Raw genomic sequence first — 16,665 nt, 5'->3', positions numbered from 1 at the left:
CGGCCTCTCGACATGGGGTCTTCCACAGGGCAGAATCGCTCAGTACACGGACTAATGAGTGATCCCGTGATTGATGGGCAATCCAGCAGGCGAGTGGCAGGGAAGCCGGGAGGCACGGCATGGGCGGCGCGGTGGATCTGAACACGCACCCCGGGCATCTGGCCCGCCGCTTCCAGCAGGCGCACTCCCTGCTGTGGGGCGCGATGGTCTCCGAGGAGACCACCTCGCCGCAGTTCGCGGTGGTCAACGCGCTGATCGAGAAGCCGGATATCGACCAGCGGACGCTGAGCGAACACGTCCACCTCGACCGCTCCACCATCGCCGACCTGGTCGCCCGGCTGGCCCGCCGCGGCCTGCTGGAGCGGGTGCGCGACCCGAACGACGGCCGCCGCAACGTCCTGCGGCTGACGGAGGAGGGCGTCCGGGTCCACCGGAAGCTGGTCACCCGGACGTCCCGGATGAACCGGGTCTTCCTGGCCCCGCTGGACGAGACGGAGCGGGAGACCCTGCTGCGGCTGATCGTGCGGGTCGCGGACGCGGCGGAGGAACTGCGCGCGTAGGCGGGCGGGGTGCGCGGTGCGCGAGACGCGCGGATCTTTCCCCTCCCCGCCCCTTCCCGAAACTGGGGCTCCGCCCCAGACCCCGGGCCGGGGCTCCGCCCCAGACCCCGCCCCAGACCCCGCGCCGGGCTACCGCCCCGGACCCCGCGCCGGGGGTTCCGCCCCAGACCCCGAAACTGGGGCTCCGCCCCGGACCCCGCGCCGGGGCTTCGCCTTCGGACCCCGGGGGCGGCGGGCCGGCCGTCGCTGCCGTGAATGCCTGCACCGGCGGCTGACCGGGCGGGCGCCCGCGCGCGTCCGGGTCGTTCGGCCGGGGTCTGGGGCGGAGCCCCGCACGCGGCGGAGCCGCATATCGTCAGGTGTTGGGAAGGGGCGGGGAGGGGAACAGCCCGCCGCAGGCGTCACGAACCGGCGGACACCGACTAAGCGGCCGATGGCCTCGTGCCGACGATGACCGTGGCGTCCAGCTCGTCGCATTCCGCCAGCCGTGGTTCCAGACCGCCCTCCGCCACGATGGCCATCGCCGTGGGCGCCTGCCGGCCGCTCGTCTCGAAGAGCAGGGAGCCGCCCGGGGCCAGCCAGTCGCCCGCCCCGGCGGTCACCCGGCGCAGGACGTCCAGCCCGTCCGCGCCGCCGTCCAGCGCCACCCGCGCCTCGTGGACCCGGGCCTCCGGCGGCAGCAGCCCGACCTCCTCGGTGGGCACGTACGGGACGTTGGCCAGCAGGAGGTCCACGCGGCCGCGCAGCGCGGCGGGCAGCGGTTCGTAGAGGTCGCCCGCGTACACCGTGCCGCCCGCCGCCCCCACGTTGCGCCGCGCGCAGCGCACCGCGACCGGGTCGATATCGGTCGCGTACAGCTCCACCCCGCCCAGGGCCGAGGCCAGCGCGGCGCCCAGCGCGCCCGAGCCGCAGCACAGGTCGACCACCACGGCCCCGGGCCGGGCCAGCGGTACGGCCTGGTCGACCAGGAACTCGGTGCGCCGGCGCGGTACGAAGACCCCGGGGTCGATGGATATCCGAAGCCCTCGGAAGTCCGCCCAGCCGAGGACGTGCTCCAGCGGCAGCCCGGCGGCGCGCCGGTCCACCATGGCGTCGATCTCGGCCGGAACGCCGCCCGCGGAAAGGATCAGTCGCGCCTCGTCCTCGGCGAACACGCACCCGGCGGCGCGGAGCCTGGTGACGACGGCGGAAAAGGTGACAAGTGAAGATGAGGAAGCCGACATGGAGCCCGGAAAGCCTTTCGGGATGCCTGGGGCGCTCCCACCGGTCGGCTATACCGCGTCGTACGTCGCGTATACCGCGTCGTACGTCACGGCGACCGCACGGCCGTCAAGGGCGAGCACCCAGCCTGAACTGGCGTTGATGGGTCTCACCTCCTCGGTGCGTACGAGTGGGGCCACACTACCCGATGCCCCGGCGCCGTGGCGGTCACGATGTGGCCGGGGCATCCGGGGCGCGGAAGGTGCGCCGGTACGCCGACGGGGCGACCCCCGCCTCCGCCGCCAGATGCCGCCGCAGCGAGGTGGCGGTGGCGAAGCCGACCTCGTGGGCGACCCGTTCCACCGGCAGGTCGCTGGACTCCAGCAGGTGCCGCGCCCGCCGCAGCCGCTGCTGGGTCAGCCAGCGGCCGGGGCTCAGGCCGGTCTCCTCCCGGAAGCGCCGGGCGAAGGTACGGGTGCTCATCGCCGCGTGCGCGGCCAGCTCGTCCAGCGACAGCGGCAGTTCCAGCCGTCGCAGCGCCCAGTCGCGGGTCGGCCCGGTGCCGGTGCCGTCCGCCGGCGGCAGCGGCCGCTCGATGTACTGCGCCTGTCCGCCGTCCCGGTACGGCGGCACGACGCAGCAGCGGGCGACCCGGTTGGCCACCTCGCTGCCGTGGTCCTGGCGCACCAGGTGCAGGCAGACGTCGACACCGCTCGCCGCCCCCGCGGAGGTCAGCACGTCACCGTGGTCGACGAAGAGCACACCGGCGTCGAGCTCGACCCGGGGGAACAGCTCCCGGAAGTGGTCGGTGAGCGCCCAGTGGGTGGTGGCCCGGCGCCCGTCCAGGAGACCGGCGGCGGCCAGCAGGAAGGCGCCGGTGCAGATGGACACCAGACGGGTGCCGGGGCGGACGCGGGACAGGGCGGCGAGGGCCTGCGGGTCCGGGGTGGTGGCCGAGGCCCGGGAGATCGCGTACGGAGGGATGACCACGGTGTCCGCCTCGGCCAGCACCTCGGGACCGTGCCCGGGGGTGACGGTCAGGTCCGAGTCGGTGCGCACGGGCCGCCCGTCCACGCTCGCGGACCGCACCTCGTAGCGGCCGTCGGCGGACCCCAGGACCCGGTGCGGGATGCCGAGTTCGAAGGGGTAGACGCCGTCGAGGGCGAGGACGACGACCTGGTGGGCGCCGGGCCGCGGGTCCGGGTGCAGCAGGCGGTCCAGTCCGGCCGTGCGGTCGGCGAGGTCACGGGCCCGGGAGGGCGCGGCGGAGGCGGGGCGGGCGGCGGGGTCGAGGGGCATGGCAGGAATGTATCGGAAGATGACCTTCTGGCCATCGCTCCGGGGCGGGCCGTACGGCCAGGATCGAGGCATGACTTCGACGGACACCCCTCAGCACCTCGATTCCCCGGGCCCGGCGGCCGCCACGGACTCGCCGCACCCCGCCGCCCCGGACGGCGCCCCCGTGATGCGCGCCCTGCACCAGACGGCCCTCGGCGGCCCCGAGGTTCTGCGGCTGACGGAGCTTCCGCGGCCCACGCCCGGCGTCGGGGAGATCCTCGTCGCCGTGCACGCGGCCGGACTCAACCCCACGGACTTCAAGCACCGCGCCCTGAGCATCTTCCTGCCGCCCCCGCCGCTGACCCTCGGCTGGGACGTCTCCGGCACCGTGGTGGAGACCGGCTTCGGCGTCACCCTCTTCCGGCCCGGTGACGAGGTGTTCGGCATGCTGCCCTACCCGTACGGGGCCGGCTCCCACGCCGAGTACGTGACCGGCCCCACCCGCGCCTTCGCCGCCAAGCCCGCCGGGATCGACCACGTCCAGGCGGCCGCGCTGCCGCTGGCAGCGCTCACCGCCTGGCAGGCCCTCGTCGAGACCGCGGGCCTCCGGGCCGGGCAACGGGTGCTGATCCACGCCGCGGCGGGCGGTGTCGGCCATCTCGCCGTACAGATCGCCAAGGAGCGCGGCGCGCACGTCACCGGGACGGCGAGCGCCCCCAAACACGACTTCCTGCGCGAACTCGGCGCGGACGCCTGCGTCGACCACCGCTCCGAGGACTTCACCGACACCGACGAGCGCTACGACGTCGTCCTCGACACCCTCGGCGGGGAGACCGCCACCCGTTCCGTGGGCGTGCTCCGCCCCGGCGGCACCCTCGTCTCCCTGCTGCCGGGCGCCGAGGACACCCGGGCGGCGGCGGAGAAGGCGCAGGTCCGCGCCGTCACCCTGCTCGTCGAGCACGACCGGGCCGGGATGCGCGCCATCGCCGAACTCGTCGAACGGGGCAGGCTCCGCGCCCATGTCTCCGAGACCTTCCCCCTCGCCGAAGGCGCCCGGGGCCACATCCAGGGGGAGACCGGCCGCACCACGGGCAAGCTGGTCATCACCGTGCGGACGTGACTCAGCTCGCGAGCGCCTCGTACCGCACCCCCGTCAGCCGCTCGGACGCGGCCCACAACCCCCGGCCCGCCGTGTCGCTGAGCGTCCACTTGGCGCGGGCCGAGCGGACGGGGGCGCCGCGCCACAGCCCCTGGAGGGGCGGGCCGAAGAAGTCGTCCTGGCGGACATCCGGGCCGGTCGCCGCGTACAGGACGGGGAGCATGCCCTGCTCCGGGCTCTGGGCGAAGTAGCGGTTGCCGATCTCCATGAACCGCTCCTTCGCCCGGTGGCCCTCCATCTTCGGCGCGGCGGACATGAGGTTGGTCGCGGCGTACCCGGGGTGCGCGGCGGCCGCCACCAGGCGGACGCCCGCCGCGCGCAGCCGGTGGGCGAGCTCATGAGTGAAGAGGAGATTGGCGGACTTGGAACGGGCGTAGGCGACCCAACGCCGGTACCCCCGCTCCATGTTCAGATCGCGCGGATCGACCGTCCCCAGCAGGTGCATAAAGCTGGAGACGGTGACCACCCGCGCCCCCGGGCCCGCCTCCAGCAGCTTCGGCAGCAGCAGCCCGGTCAGCGCGAAGTGGCCCAGGTGGTTGACGCCGAACTGCATCTCGAAGCCGTCGGCGGTCCTGCGGTGCGGGAGGGCCATCACCCCCGCGTTGTTGACCAGCAGATCGAGCCGGTCGCCCTTGTGCCCGGCCGCGAAGGCCCGTACGGACGTCAGATCGGCGAGATCCAGCGGCGCGACCTCCACTCGCGCGCCCGGCGCCCGCGCCCGGATCCGCTCCGCCGCCTCGGCGCCACGCTCCTCGCTCCGGCACCCGAGCACCACCCGCGCACCGCACCGCGCCAACTCCCGGGCGGTGACGAAGCCGAGCCCGCTGTTGGCGCCGGTCACGACGGCGGTGCGGCCGGTCTGATCGGGGATGTCGCTCGCGGTCCAGCCCTTCATCACGCGCTCCTTCGCGGTGTGCGCTACGCGCCGGTAGCCATCGAACAGCGGCGACAGCCTAGGCGCGCCACCACGAAGATGCGAGGGAACGGCTACTCGGCTCGGTCAGGTGTGGCGCCGTCTCGCGCCTTCGGCGCAATTGAGCAGCGGGGCAGGGGGTGCCGGGCACGGGCCGCGTCGCCGGCCGCCGGGCCGGTGGGGTGGGCATCGGTGGCGGCTCCGGTGCTCGCGGGGCCGGGGTCGTTGCCGGGCTGCCGCTCTGCGCGGGGTACCGCCCTGGGAAATGTTTGACAAATTAGTTGCTTCAGGTCAAGCGTTTTTTCGAGGGGTACCCGCAAGGGCCGCCCCGGGACCAACCTGCTCGCGGTCCGGAGGGGCCTCGGACGACGAAGTGGGAAGCCGCCACCGGCGCCCGCACCCGCCGGCCCGGCGCCCGGCGACCGTGCCGCACCGGGTACCCCCTGCCCCGCTGCTCAATTGCGCCGAAGGCGCGAGACGAAAGCGGCACCCGACCGGGCGCGGCAGTCCCGCCGTCGGAGCCATGGGCGATGATCTGCGCATGGCGCATGGCGCATGGCGCATGCGACGGGCGACCGGGGAGACGGGGGACGTCCGATGACGACCGGTGCGTGGGCGGCCGTGGACGACCGGCGCGTGGTGCCCGCGCTCGGCGGGCTCGGGATCGTGGTCACCGAGCGGCTCGCGGTGCGCGACGGGCACGGGGCGGCCGTCAGCGTGGGGTGGAGAAGGGCGAGGGACCGGCCTGAACCGGCTCCTCGCCGCCGCTACTTCACCCGCACCTCGCACACCATCCGCCGCCGGTGGTCCACCGTGCGCTCGGGCCCGGTCAGCGTCAGCGGCACGGTGTGCCGTACGCCGGAGTCGGCGCTGGAGGAGGCCAGCCGCAGCTCCAGCGCGCCCGGTTCCACCACTCTCGTGCCATCGGCGCCCAGCGGATACGAGGCGAGATCGGCATGGAAGGCGAAGTGGACCTCGGCGGACTCGCCCGGCCGCAGCGGCACCCGTGCGTAGCCGATCAGCCGGGAGACCGGCCGGGCGATACGGGCCACCGGATCGTGCAGGTAGAGCTGTACGACCTCCGCCCCGGCCCGGTCACCGGTGTTGCGCACGGTCAGCCGGACCGTGGTCTCCCCGTCGGTCGGCACCTCGGTCGCGTCGGCCTCCGGGCGCTCCCAGGCGAACGAGGTGTAGGACAGCCCGTGCCCGAAGGGGAACAGCGGGGTCGGGTCGATCGAGCTGGCGTCGCCGTGCAGCCCGAGCGGCGGCTGAGCATACGTCCAGGGCTGGCCGCCGGGCGCGTACGGAACGCTCACCGGCAGCCGGCCCGAGGGGTTGACGCGCCCGCTCAGCACCCCGGCGACCGCCGGGCCGCCCTCCTCACCGGGGAAGAACGCCTGCACGGCGGCGGCCAGCAGGCTCGACCAGCGGCCGAGGGCGTACGGCCGGCCGGTGAACAGCACCAGCACCACGGGCGTGCCGGTGGCCACCAGGGTGTCAAGCAAGGCCCCCTGCTCACCGGGGAGTTCGAGATCGGCGGCGTCACACCCCTCGCCCGAGGTGCCCCGGCCGAACAGACCCGAGCGGTCGCCCAGCACCGCGACGCACACATCCGCGTCCGCCGCCGTCCGGGCCGCCTGCGCCAGCCGGCTCTCGGCGGTGAGCGCCGCCGCACCGGCCGAGGCCACGCCCCCCGCGTCCCCGGCGGACGCGGCCGGGCCGGGCGCGGCACACCCCTCGGCATGGGTGATCCGCGCACCGGGCAGCTCGGCGCGCAGCGCGGCGAGCAGCGTCGGCACCTCGATGCCCAGGGGGAGTCCGGGGTGCTCCACCCCGACATGGCGGGGGAAGGTGTAGCAGCCGAACATGGCGGCCGGGTCGTCGGCGAGCGGGCCGACCACCGCGATCCGGGCGTCCGGCGCGAGCGGCAGCACATCGCCGTCGTCGGCGAGCAGCACCACCGACTCCTCGGCGAGCTCCCGCGCCACGGCCCGCAGCTCCGGCGGATCGAGGTCGACGGGCCCGGTGGAGTCCACGGCCCCCGTGAGCGCCGACGGCGTCGGCGACCAGTCCGCGTCCAGCAGCCCCAGCTCGCACTTCTGCCGCAGCACCCGCAGCGCCGCCCGGTCCACCAGCGCCTCGTCCACCTCCCCGGCCCGCACCGCGTCCCGCAGCGGGGTGCCGAAGCAGCGCACCGCGGGCAGCTCCACGTCCACGCCCGCCGACAGGGCGAGCCCGGCCGCGCCGCCCCGGGAGTCGGCCACCCGGTGGGCCAGCTCCAGGAAGGACACCCCGAAGTAGTCGGCGACGACGGTGCCGGAGAAGCCCCAGGTGTCGCGGAGCAGTTCGGTCAGCAGCCACGGGTTGGCGGCCGAGGGCACACCGTCGAGGTCGTTGTAGGAGTGCATGACCGACCGCGCGCCCCCGTCCCGTACCGCCAGTTCGAAGGGCGGCAGGACGACATCGGCGAGTTCCCGGGGGCCGATGGAGACCGGTGCGTGGTTGCGGCCGCCCCGGGAGGCGGCGTAGCCCGCGAAGTGCTTGAGGGTGGCGACGATCCCGGCGGACTCCAGGCCGCGGACGTACGCGGTGCCGATGGTCGCGACCAGATACGGGTCCTCGCCGATGGACTCCTCCGTACGGCCCCAGCGCGCGTCCCGCACCACGTCCAGCACCGGGGCAAGACCCTGGTGGATACCGGCCGACCGCAGCGAACCGCCGATCAGCCCGGCCGCCCGCCCCACCAGCGCCGGGTCGAAGGACGCGCCCCAGGCGAGCGGGGTGGGGAAGACGGTGGCGCGCCAGGCGAAGAAGCCGGTCAGACACTCCTCATGGGCCAGCGCCGGGATCCCGAAGCGGTTCCCGGCGGCGATCCGGGCCTGGAGGCGGGCCAGCGCGGCGGCGCCCTCGGCCGGTTCGACGGGGAAGGTGCCGAACGGGCGGGTCAGCTGGCCGACGCCGTGCGGGAGGAGGCCGTCGAGGTCCACGGCCTCGGACACCTCGTGCTGGAGCGGGGCGACGTCCTCGCCCTCCTCTGCCTCGGATCCCGGCCATACGCCGACGAGTTGGGCGAGCTTCTCCTCCAGCGTCATCGAGGAGAGCAGGGCCGCCGCGCGGTCCTCGGCGGAGAGGGAGGTGTCCTGCCAGGGCTGAGGCATGAAGCTCCTTGTCGGGGGAGGACGGCGGAGTGGGCGAACGGCTTGCGGGCCGGGCGTGGGCGGCCTATTTGCCGCCCACGCCCATCAGTCCACTGATCAGCTGACGGCGGGCGAAGAGATAGACCAGGAAGATCGGGACGATGGAGAGCACCACGGCGGTGAGCAGCGCCGGGGTGTCCACCCGGAACTCGCCCACGTAGTCGTACAGCCCCAGGGTCAGCAGCCGGTTGCTCTTGGACTGGGTGAGCAGCAGCGGGAAGAGGAAGCCGTTCCAGGCGTGCAGGGCCGACATCACCCCGACCGTGGAGATCCCGGACCGCGACAGCGGCACCACGAGCTGAAGCAGCACCCGGGTCGGGCTCGCCCCGTCCAGCGCCATCGACTCGTACAGCTCCTCGTCGATGTCGCGCATCGTGCCGACCAGGATCAGCACGCTGACCGGGAGGGAGAAGGCGGCGGTCGGCAGGATCACCGCGAGCAGGGTGTCGTACAGCTGGAGCTTGGTGATGACCAGATAGACCGGGATCACCACCGCCTGGGAGGGGATCGCGAGGCCCAGCAGGAAGATCTGGAAGATCCGGCGGGAGGCCCGGCCGCGGGCGCGGACGACCGTGTAGCCGACGGTCACCGACAGCGTGATCACGATCGCCGCGCACACGGCCGTGACCAGCGCGGTGTTGAGGAGGTAGGAGAGGAAGTCGGAGCGCAGCACCCGCCGGTAGTTGGCGAGCGTCGGATGGTCGGGCAGGGCCAGCGGGCCGTCGTCGATATAGCCGTCGCGGGTCTGGAAGGTGGCGGCCACCAGGACGTACAGCGGCAGTCCGACGATGCCGAGCCAGATCAGGGAGCCGAGCCCGGCCGGGTAGTTGGCGCGGGGCAGACCCCGGCGGCGGAGGCGGGGGCGAGAGGCCGCCGGGGTCTTGTTCGGCGTACGGACGCCGTTCAGGGGGCGGTTCGGGCGAGGATTCGGGTGGTCGTGCAGGACGCCGGTCACATCCCCTCCCGGGTGCTTCGCATCGCGGCGAAGCCGGTGAGCCGCACCAGCAGCAGCGAGACCGTGGTGGCGACGACGACGAGGATGGTGGCGACCGCGCTGGCGTAGCCGAGGTCGAACGCCTGGAAGCCGTTCTTGTACATCAGGTACGGCACGATCGTGGTGTCCGTGCCGGGCCCGCCCTTGGTGAGGATCAGGACGGTGTCGAAGAAGGTCAGCGCGCCCACCACCATGATCACCGAGGAGGTGACGACGGTATTGCGCAGCTGGGGCAGGGTGATCGAGAAGAACTGCCGTACGGTCCCGGCGCCGTCGATCGCCGCCGCGTCGTAGAGCGAGCGCGGGATGGCGCGGGCGCCGCCCTGGTAGATCAGCGTGTGCAGCGGGATGAACTGCCAGGCGGTGACAAAGAGGATCGCCCCGAAGGCGCCCTTGGAGCTGCCGAGCAGATCGCCGTCCGCGAAGCCCAGGGCGGGCCCGATGTCGGCGATCAGACCGAAGTTGGGGTCCAGCAGCGACTTCCAGACCAGCGCGAGCGCCACGGACGAGCCGAGCAGCGGCAGGAAGAAGATCGCCGACAGCACGGCCCGGTTGCGCTGCCGCCCGGCCGCCCATACGCCCAGCAGCAGGGCGAGCGGAGTCTGGAACACCCAGGTCAGCACGGTCAGCACCAGACTGAGCCAGATGGCCTGATGGGTCTCCGGGTCGTCCCACAGCCGGGACCAGTTGCTCATCCCGGTCCAGCTCGGGGTCCCGATGCCGTCCCAGTCGGTGAAGGCGAGGGCGCCGACCAGGACCATCGGCGCCACCGCGAAGAAGACGAAGAACAGCGCGCCGGGGAGGGCCCAGACGACGCCGGGCCGGCCGACCCCGGCCCGGCCGACGCTTCGGCGCCGCTCGCGGGTCGTGGCGTCCGCCATCACATGCCCTTCAGGGCGTCGATGAACCCGGCCGGGCTGAGCTGCCCGTTGAACAGCTTCTGCACGGCGGTGTGCAGCGGCGGGGTGTACTTGGCGGGCAGCGCCTGATCCCAGGAGAGGGTGAAGTCCGGGGCCCGCTTGACCAGGTCGTACTGGAACCGCGCGTAGCCGGGGTTCTCATGCTCGGCGAGCAGGGAGGTGGCGTCGGAGGTGGTGGGGACGTCCCCGTTGGCGATCAGGTCCTTGGAGTAGTCCTGCTTCGCCGCGAACTTCACGAACTCGATCGCCGCCTTCTGCTTGTCGCCCTTCACCTTGGCGTTGACCGACCAGTAGTTGGTCGGGTTGCCGACGACGTTCTTGGGGTCACCGCTGCCGCCGGGGACCGCCGGGAAGGTGGTCCAGCCCAGCCCCGACTTGGCGAACGCGGGCTGGTTGGCCTTCTGGTTGGCGTACTCCCAGCTGCCCATCAGATGCATGGCCGCCTTGCCCTTGGCGAAGAGCGTGGAGGCCCCGTCGGCGGTGTAGTTGACCGACTTGTAGTTCTTGCCGAACGCGCCCCGGCCGACCAGGTCCCTGACGGTCCGCGCGGTCTTGAGCACCGCCGGGTCGTCCCACGCCGCCATGGACTGGCTCTGGATCTTCTGGAACACCCCGGCCCCGCCGTAGCGGTCCATCAGGTACTCCACCCACATCAGCTCGGTCCAGGCGTCGGTGCCGGCCAGCGCGAACGGGGTGACGCCCTTGCCCTTGAACGTGTCGATGAGCTTCAGCAGATCGTCCCAGGACTTCGGGGGCCGGGCCCCGGCGTCCGCGAAGACGTCCTTGTTGTAGAAGAGGATCACCGGCTGCATCCCGCGCATGGGGATCCCGTAGTGCTTTCCGTCGATCGCGCCCGCGTCGAGGATCGTGGGGATGAACGCCTTCTTCAGCTCCGGGTCCTTGGCCATCGCCGGGTCCAGGTCGAGCAGCATGTCCTTCTTGACGAAGTCGCTGATGCTGCCGCCGCCCCAGTTGAAGAAGATGTCCGGGGCGTTGGGCGTGCCCATGGAGGTGCGCATCTTGTCCGAGTAGCCCTCGCCGGGCACCTGGGTGAGCTTCACCTTGATGTCGGAGGTCTTGTTGAACCGCTTGACGACCTCGCGCTGCACCTTGGTCGAGGCGTCCTGGTAGACCCAGACGTCGAGGGAGCCGTCATCCGATCCCCCGGGCCCGCCGCTTCCGCAGCCGGCGAGTGCCGTTCCGACCAGCAGCACGGCTGCCGCCAGGGTGGATGCACGAAGGGTGGACCTTGGCCGAGGTATGCGCATCATGTGCCTTCCGGAAGTAGCCCGATAATTCTCGGAAGCGGTTGCGTGGAAGGTATGGGGGTGCTGATGCGGTGTCAAGGGCTCCGGCAGCGCCGGGCGTTGTTCCCCACCCTGTCCCTTCCCGAACCGGTGGCTCCGCCCCCGACCCCGCCGGGGCTCCGCCCCGGACCCCGGTCCTCAATCGCCGGACGGGCTGGATTTTCCAGCCCGTCCGGCGATTGAGGACACGCCCGAAGGGCGCCCGGGGGCGGGGGCGGAGCCCCCGATTCGGGAAGGGGCGGGGTGGGGAATCAGCCCCCGGCAGGCGGCACCTGATGAGGGTCAGCCCTCGGTGGGCGGGGCCGTGCTGGCACGGGTGACCAGCTCGGTGGCCAGCTCGACCCTCGGCGACTCGATCTCCTCCCCCCGCGCCTGCCGCAACACCGTCCGCGCGGCCAACTTCCCCATATCCGCCAACGGCTGTCGCACCGTCGTCAGCGGAGGCGCCGACCAGCGGACCTCGGGCAGGTCGTCGAACCCGACAATGCTCACGTCCTCCGGAACCCGCAGCCCCCGCCGCCGCAGCGCCTCGATCGCGCCCAGCGCCATCTGGTCGCTGGAGGCGAAGATGGCGGTCGGCGGGGTGGGGCCGGACATCAGCTGGTCACAGCCGTGGAAACCGGACTCGTGGTAGAAGTCGCCCTGCGCCACCAGCGCCTGGTCGAACGGCACCCCGGCCGCCTCCAGCGCCGCGCGATGGCCGTCCAGCCGCGCCCGGCTGCACAGCAGCCGCGGCGGACCGGCGATCAGCCCGATCCGGCGGTGGCCGAGGCTCAGCAGATGTTCGGTGGCGGCCATGCCGCCCGCCCAGTTGGTGGCCCCCACGGTGGGCGCGTCCAGCGCCGGGGAGCCGGCCGGGTCGACGACCACGATCGGCACGTTCAGCCGCCGCAGCTCCTCGTGGACCACCGGCTCCAGTACGGACGTCACCAGGATCACCCCGTCCGAGGCGCGGGCCCGCAGATTCTTCAGCCACTGCCGGGCCGAGCCCGCGCGGCCGTGGATCGCCGAGACCACCGTGCCCACCCCGGCCTGGTGCGCGACGTCCTCCACGCCCCGGATGATCTCCACCGCCCAGGGGCTGTCCAGATCGTTGAAGACCAGGTCCACCAGGGCGGCGCGATCGCCGGGCGCGCTCTGGCGGCGGCGGTAGCCGTGGAGCCGCAGCAGGTCCTCGACCCGGGCCCGGGTCTCGGGCGAGACATCCGAACGGCCGTTGACCACCCGGGAGACCGTGGGCACCGACACCCCGGCCTCCTGGGCGATGGCCGTGATCGTCACCTTGGGCCGGGCGCCGCCCTCGGTGCCCCTGCTCTCCGTAGCCATGTCCGCCTCCTCCGTTGACGGGAGCCACCCCCGCCTCGTGCTTCCCGGGGACGCGCCCTCGGAACCTTGCAGAAGTCTTCCGGAAAACCGGATCAGACGTGAAGAGACGAGAGAGGGACGTCCCCATGAAGCTCCTGAGCTTACGCAGCGCCGCACGGCAATCGCGTCCGGCGGCCTTCCGGCGGCCTCCACCGTCCCGGGCACCTCGCCGCCCGGAATCCCCGCTCCCCGGGGTGTAAGAAGGCGCGGCCCTCGACCACTGCATGGTGAGAGAGCCGAGATGAGGAGACGGCGTGACCGACGCCCAACGCTTTCGGGACCTTTACGAGGAGTGTCATCCCCGTGTGCTGGCCTATGCGACCGGCCTGGTGGGCCGGCAGGTCGGTGAGGACATCACCAGCGAGACCTTCACGGTCGCCTGGCGGCGGATGCGGGACATCCCCACGCCACCGCTGCCGTGGCTGCTCGGCGTGGCCCGCAATCTGACCCGCGAGCTGTGGCGCCGCGACGGCAGGCAGTACGCCCTGGCCGCTCAGGAGGCCCAGCGCCTCATCACCTCCGGCGCCCAGGTCGAGGACGTGGCCGCGGGGGTGGCGGAGCGCGCGGTGGCGCTGCAGGCGCTGGCGGGGCTGTCCGCCGCCGACCGCGAACTGCTGACGCTGGTCGCCTGGCACGGGCTCGGCCCGAGACAGGCGGCACGCGTCCTGGGCTGCTCCACCGCCACCTTCTCGGTGCGGCTGCACCGGGCCAGACGGCGGCTGGAGCGGGCCGTGGAGGCCGCCGGCCCCTCCCACGCCCCTCACGACTCCCGCGACCCTCGCAACTCCCGCCCGAAAGCCGAAAGCCGAAAGCCGAAAGTGACAGTGAAGGAGCACTGACATGGCACACAAGCGGCCCGATGTCATGAAGACGCTGGCGGACGCCCGGCCCCCGGAGTTCGACCCGGAGCGTCTGGCCGGTTCGGAACGCGCCCGGCACGACCTGAACACCATCCTGGCCGGCGCGCCGGAGGAGCGGACGGCGTCCCGGTCCGCCCGGCCGTTCACCTGGCGGTGGGCGCTGCCCGTCGCCGCGACGGCGGCCGCGGCCGGGGTGCTCGTCGCCACCCTGCCGGAGGGCGGCTCCGGCACCCGGGACACCCGCGGCTCCCGCGCCACCGCAGGACCCACCGCGGGACCCGCCACGGACGGCCCCCGGCACACCCCCGAGAGCGGCCGCCTGGCGCTGCTCAACGTGGCCGCCCGGGTCGATCGCACGGCGGACGAGGGCACGTACTGGCAGACGACCACGCGGTCGTCCCGGATCGACGTCGCCACCGCGGCCGAGTCCACCTTCGCGGTGGCCTCGTCCGAGACCTCGCGGTGGTCCTTCGGGGTGCGACCCGGTACGCGGAGTCTGTGGATCTCGGGGATCGACGCCACCACCGAGCCCCGCACCGAGCGCGACACGGCGCGCTGGCGGGCCGCCGGATCGCCGAAGGACCTGACGCTCGCCGAATCCGGGTCGGGCGGCAAGCTCGGTCTGCGGCTGGAGCCGGGGGCGAGGAAGCGGCCGACGGTGGAGCGGATCAACGGCGGCGACAAGATCGCCGCCCTCGGCGCACGCAATGTGAGCTACGCGGAGCTGCGGAAACTCCCGGGCGACAGCCCGAAGTTGAAGGAGGTGCTGGCGGACCTGTACGAGGAGGACCGCGGAAGCGAGATCTCCGGCCGCACCGAGTGGATGTGGCGGCAGGCGGCCGGGTTGATCGGCCTCCCGGTCAGGCCCGAGGTCCGGGCCGCCGCGTACCGCGTCATCGCGGATCTGCCGGGCATCAGGTCGCTCGGCGAGATGACCGACCCGCTGGGGCGTAAGGGGGCCGGCTTCGCCCTGCCCGCGACCGCCCGCCCCGACTACGGGACCGCGCGGTCGGAGCTGATCGTGGACCCGGCGACCGGGGCCCTGCTGTCCGACCAGGAGGTGCTGACCAAACCGAACGCGAAGGCCGCCGAGGCGGGGCTCACGGCGGGCACGGTGGTGAACTCCACCGCCACGGTGACGTCGAAGTGGACCGACCGGCAGCTGAAGACCCCCTGAACGACCGGCCGGGGCGAGCTGTAAGAACGGCCGGGCGGCGGCCATTTCCTGCTGAGCACCCCACCCGAGCAGAAGGAGCGTCATGGACAGGACCACAGGACGGCCCGGAACCCGTCGCACGCGGCTGCGCACAGCGGTCACGGTGTGCGCGGTCGCACTCGGCACGCTCGCCACCCTCGCCACCCCCGCGAACGCGACCCCCGCGACCCCCGCGACCCCCGCGAACGCCGCGAACCCCGCGCCCAGCACTGCCCCCGGCGCCTCCGCCGACCTGGCGGCCCGCGCCGGCACCCCGTGGAAGCTGCGGACGCCGCTGAGCGAGACCGCCTCACGGGAGTTCTGGGACGTCGCCGCGACCGGCGCCAAGGACGCCTGGGCGGTGGGCCGCAGGACGGACGGTGCCGATGGGCCCGCCCCCCTGATCCGGCACTGGAACGGCGGCACCTGGACGGACGTACCCGCCGCCGCCACCGACGGCAAGGCCGCCCAGCTGGAGAAGGTCGCCGCCGCCGCGCCCGACGACGCGTGGGCGGCCGGCAGCCTGGCCGACAACACCTCCGCGCCGATCGTGCTGCAGCACTGGGACGGCACGAAGTGGACGAAGGTCGGCCACGCGGCCCCCGCGGAGGGCGCGCTGAGCTTCGTGGGCGACCTGGCCGCGTTCGGTACGAAGTCGGCCTGGCTGACCAGCTTCGACTGGGATCCGAACGGCGGCACCCAGGTCTCCCGGCTGGAGCGCTGGACCGGCTCCGGGTGGGAGACGGTGTCCCTCCCCGCCGCCCCCGGTGGTGGCGAGGTACAGCCCTGGGACATCACCGGCACCGGCCCGGACGACGTATGGGTCACCGCGAGCGCCATGACCGGCGAGGTGTCCGTACCGCTGCTGTACCACTGGAACGGCGGCGGCTGGACGGTCCGCGAGGTGCCGGCCCCCGCCGAGCACCCGACCGGCTGGGTGGCCAACCACGCGGTGGCCACCGGCCGTAACTCGGTCTACGTCGTGGGGAAGACCAACGACCCGCAGTCGCCCACGGCCACCATGGCCGCCCGCTGGACCGGCAGTCGCTGGCAGTCGCTCCCCGCGCTCCCCTTCGGCGAGGCGAACGCCGCGGGCGCGGACGGCGCCGGGCGGCCGTGGATCGCCGGCTGGGCCCCGGGCAACCCCCACTCCGTACTGACCCGCTGGACCGGTACGAAGTGGGCGACCGAGGAGCTGCCCGCCGACGTCACCGAGCACAGCGAGATGTCCACGGTGCTGGGCGTCGCGGGCGTCCCCGGGACGAGGGGCGTGCTCGCCGCGGGGACGGCCGGCTGTGCGAGCGACCCCGTCCAGTGCGGGGTGCTGGTCTCACGCGACCTGGGCTGACACCTCGTCCGCGCCCGCCCGGGTACGGGTCGCGTATGCCTGGACGACGACCCCCTCGTCGTCCAGGCACCGCCCCGTCTCCAGGTCGAAGCGCTGCTTCAGCAGCGGGGACGCGACGAACGGCCGTCCGCCCGCCGAGCCCAGCAGCCCCCGGGAGAGGACATACGCCCCGGTGAACGGGTCGCGGTTGGCGATCGCGTACACGCGCCCCGAACGGTCAAGGAAGACCGCCACCTGGGCGCCGTCCGGCAGCAGGGCGGCCACCCCGCGCCCGGGGGTGAGGTCGGCCAGCTCGCAGACGGTGAACCAGCGCTGCTCGACGAGGAGTTCCACGCGGCTCGCGGTCCGCTCGGCTGCCATGGGTGTCAT

The 16,665-nt window shown here is 73.4% G+C and carries 14 protein-coding genes; 5 read left to right on the top strand and 9 right to left on the bottom strand.

Going from position 1 to position 16,665, the window contains the following annotated elements:
- Positions 1–119: 119 nt before the first annotated feature.
- On the top strand, positions 120–560 hold the full coding sequence (locus NP777_RS15380) for a MarR family winged helix-turn-helix transcriptional regulator (protein ID WP_256650706.1): 441 nt from the start codon (positions 120–122) through the stop codon (positions 558–560).
- A gap of 422 nt (positions 561–982) precedes the next feature.
- On the opposite strand, the gene NP777_RS15375 is transcribed toward NP777_RS15380, so the two are convergent.
- A complete protein-coding gene (locus NP777_RS15375; RefSeq protein ID WP_256650705.1) occupies positions 983–1,783 on the bottom strand; it encodes a putative protein N(5)-glutamine methyltransferase in 801 nt (266 codons plus the stop codon).
- A 205-nt stretch (positions 1,784–1,988) separates the two neighbouring features.
- A complete protein-coding gene (locus NP777_RS15370; protein WP_256650704.1) occupies positions 1,989–3,059 on the bottom strand; it encodes a GlxA family transcriptional regulator in 1,071 nt (356 codons plus the stop codon).
- Positions 3,060–3,129: 70 nt separating this feature from the next.
- Between NP777_RS15370 and NP777_RS15365 the strand changes: the two genes are divergently transcribed.
- Positions 3,130–4,158, top strand: a complete 1,029-nt coding sequence (locus NP777_RS15365; protein ID WP_391858519.1) for an NADP-dependent oxidoreductase — start codon at positions 3,130–3,132, stop codon at positions 4,156–4,158.
- 1 nt (position 4,159) lies between these two features.
- Here NP777_RS15365 and NP777_RS15360 read toward each other — a convergent pair whose 3' ends face one another.
- The 6 genes from NP777_RS15360 to NP777_RS15335 form a co-directional block, all read right to left on the bottom strand.
- On the bottom strand, positions 4,160–5,092 hold the full coding sequence (locus NP777_RS15360) for an oxidoreductase (protein WP_256650703.1): 933 nt from the start codon (positions 5,090–5,092) through the stop codon (positions 4,160–4,162).
- Positions 5,093–5,877: 785 nt separating this feature from the next.
- On the bottom strand, positions 5,878–8,268 hold the full coding sequence (locus NP777_RS15355) for a beta-xylosidase/alpha-l-arabinosidase (RefSeq protein ID WP_256650702.1): 2,391 nt from the start codon (positions 8,266–8,268) through the stop codon (positions 5,878–5,880).
- 64 nt (positions 8,269–8,332) lie between these two features.
- Entirely contained in the window at positions 8,333–9,262 is a 930-nt protein-coding gene (locus NP777_RS15350; protein WP_391858518.1) for a carbohydrate ABC transporter permease, read from the bottom strand.
- Positions 9,259–10,182, bottom strand: a complete 924-nt coding sequence (locus tag NP777_RS15345; protein ID WP_256650701.1) for a carbohydrate ABC transporter permease — start codon at positions 10,180–10,182, stop codon at positions 9,259–9,261. Before NP777_RS15345 ends, NP777_RS15350 begins: the two co-directional genes overlap by 4 nt.
- Positions 10,182–11,489 (bottom strand): ABC transporter substrate-binding protein, encoded by a 1,308-nt coding sequence (locus NP777_RS15340; protein ID WP_256650899.1) that lies wholly within the window; start codon positions 11,487–11,489, stop codon positions 10,182–10,184. The genes NP777_RS15345 and NP777_RS15340 overlap by 1 nt, the downstream gene beginning before the upstream one ends.
- A gap of 321 nt (positions 11,490–11,810) precedes the next feature.
- Complete coding sequence (locus NP777_RS15335) at positions 11,811–12,854, bottom strand: LacI family DNA-binding transcriptional regulator (protein WP_256650700.1); 1,044 nt, start codon at positions 12,852–12,854, stop codon at positions 11,811–11,813.
- Positions 12,855–13,147: 293 nt separating this feature from the next.
- On the opposite strand from NP777_RS15335, the gene NP777_RS15330 reads away from it, so the two are divergent.
- From NP777_RS15330 to NP777_RS15320, 3 genes are all read left to right on the top strand, one after another.
- Positions 13,148–13,732: an RNA polymerase sigma factor gene (locus tag NP777_RS15330; protein WP_256650699.1), complete on the top strand. Its 585-nt coding sequence runs from the start codon at positions 13,148–13,150 to the stop codon at positions 13,730–13,732.
- 1 nt (position 13,733) lies between these two features.
- Positions 13,734–14,930: a CU044_5270 family protein gene (locus NP777_RS15325; protein ID WP_256650698.1), complete on the top strand. Its 1,197-nt coding sequence runs from the start codon at positions 13,734–13,736 to the stop codon at positions 14,928–14,930.
- An 82-nt stretch (positions 14,931–15,012) separates the two neighbouring features.
- On the top strand, positions 15,013–16,296 hold the full coding sequence (locus NP777_RS15320; protein WP_256650697.1) for a hypothetical protein: 1,284 nt from the start codon (positions 15,013–15,015) through the stop codon (positions 16,294–16,296).
- Here NP777_RS15320 and nirD read toward each other — a convergent pair.
- On the bottom strand, positions 16,279–16,665 hold the full coding sequence (nirD, locus tag NP777_RS15315; protein ID WP_256650898.1) for a nitrite reductase small subunit NirD: 387 nt from the start codon (positions 16,663–16,665) through the stop codon (positions 16,279–16,281). The two genes, NP777_RS15320 and nirD, sit on opposite strands and share 18 nt — an antisense overlap.

This window comes from Streptomyces rugosispiralis (assembly GCF_024505145.1).
Lineage (GTDB): Bacteria > Actinomycetota > Actinomycetes > Streptomycetales > Streptomycetaceae > Streptomyces > Streptomyces rugosispiralis.
Note: the sequence above shows the minus strand (reverse complement) of the source record. Positions and strands in the feature narration are given on the sequence as shown.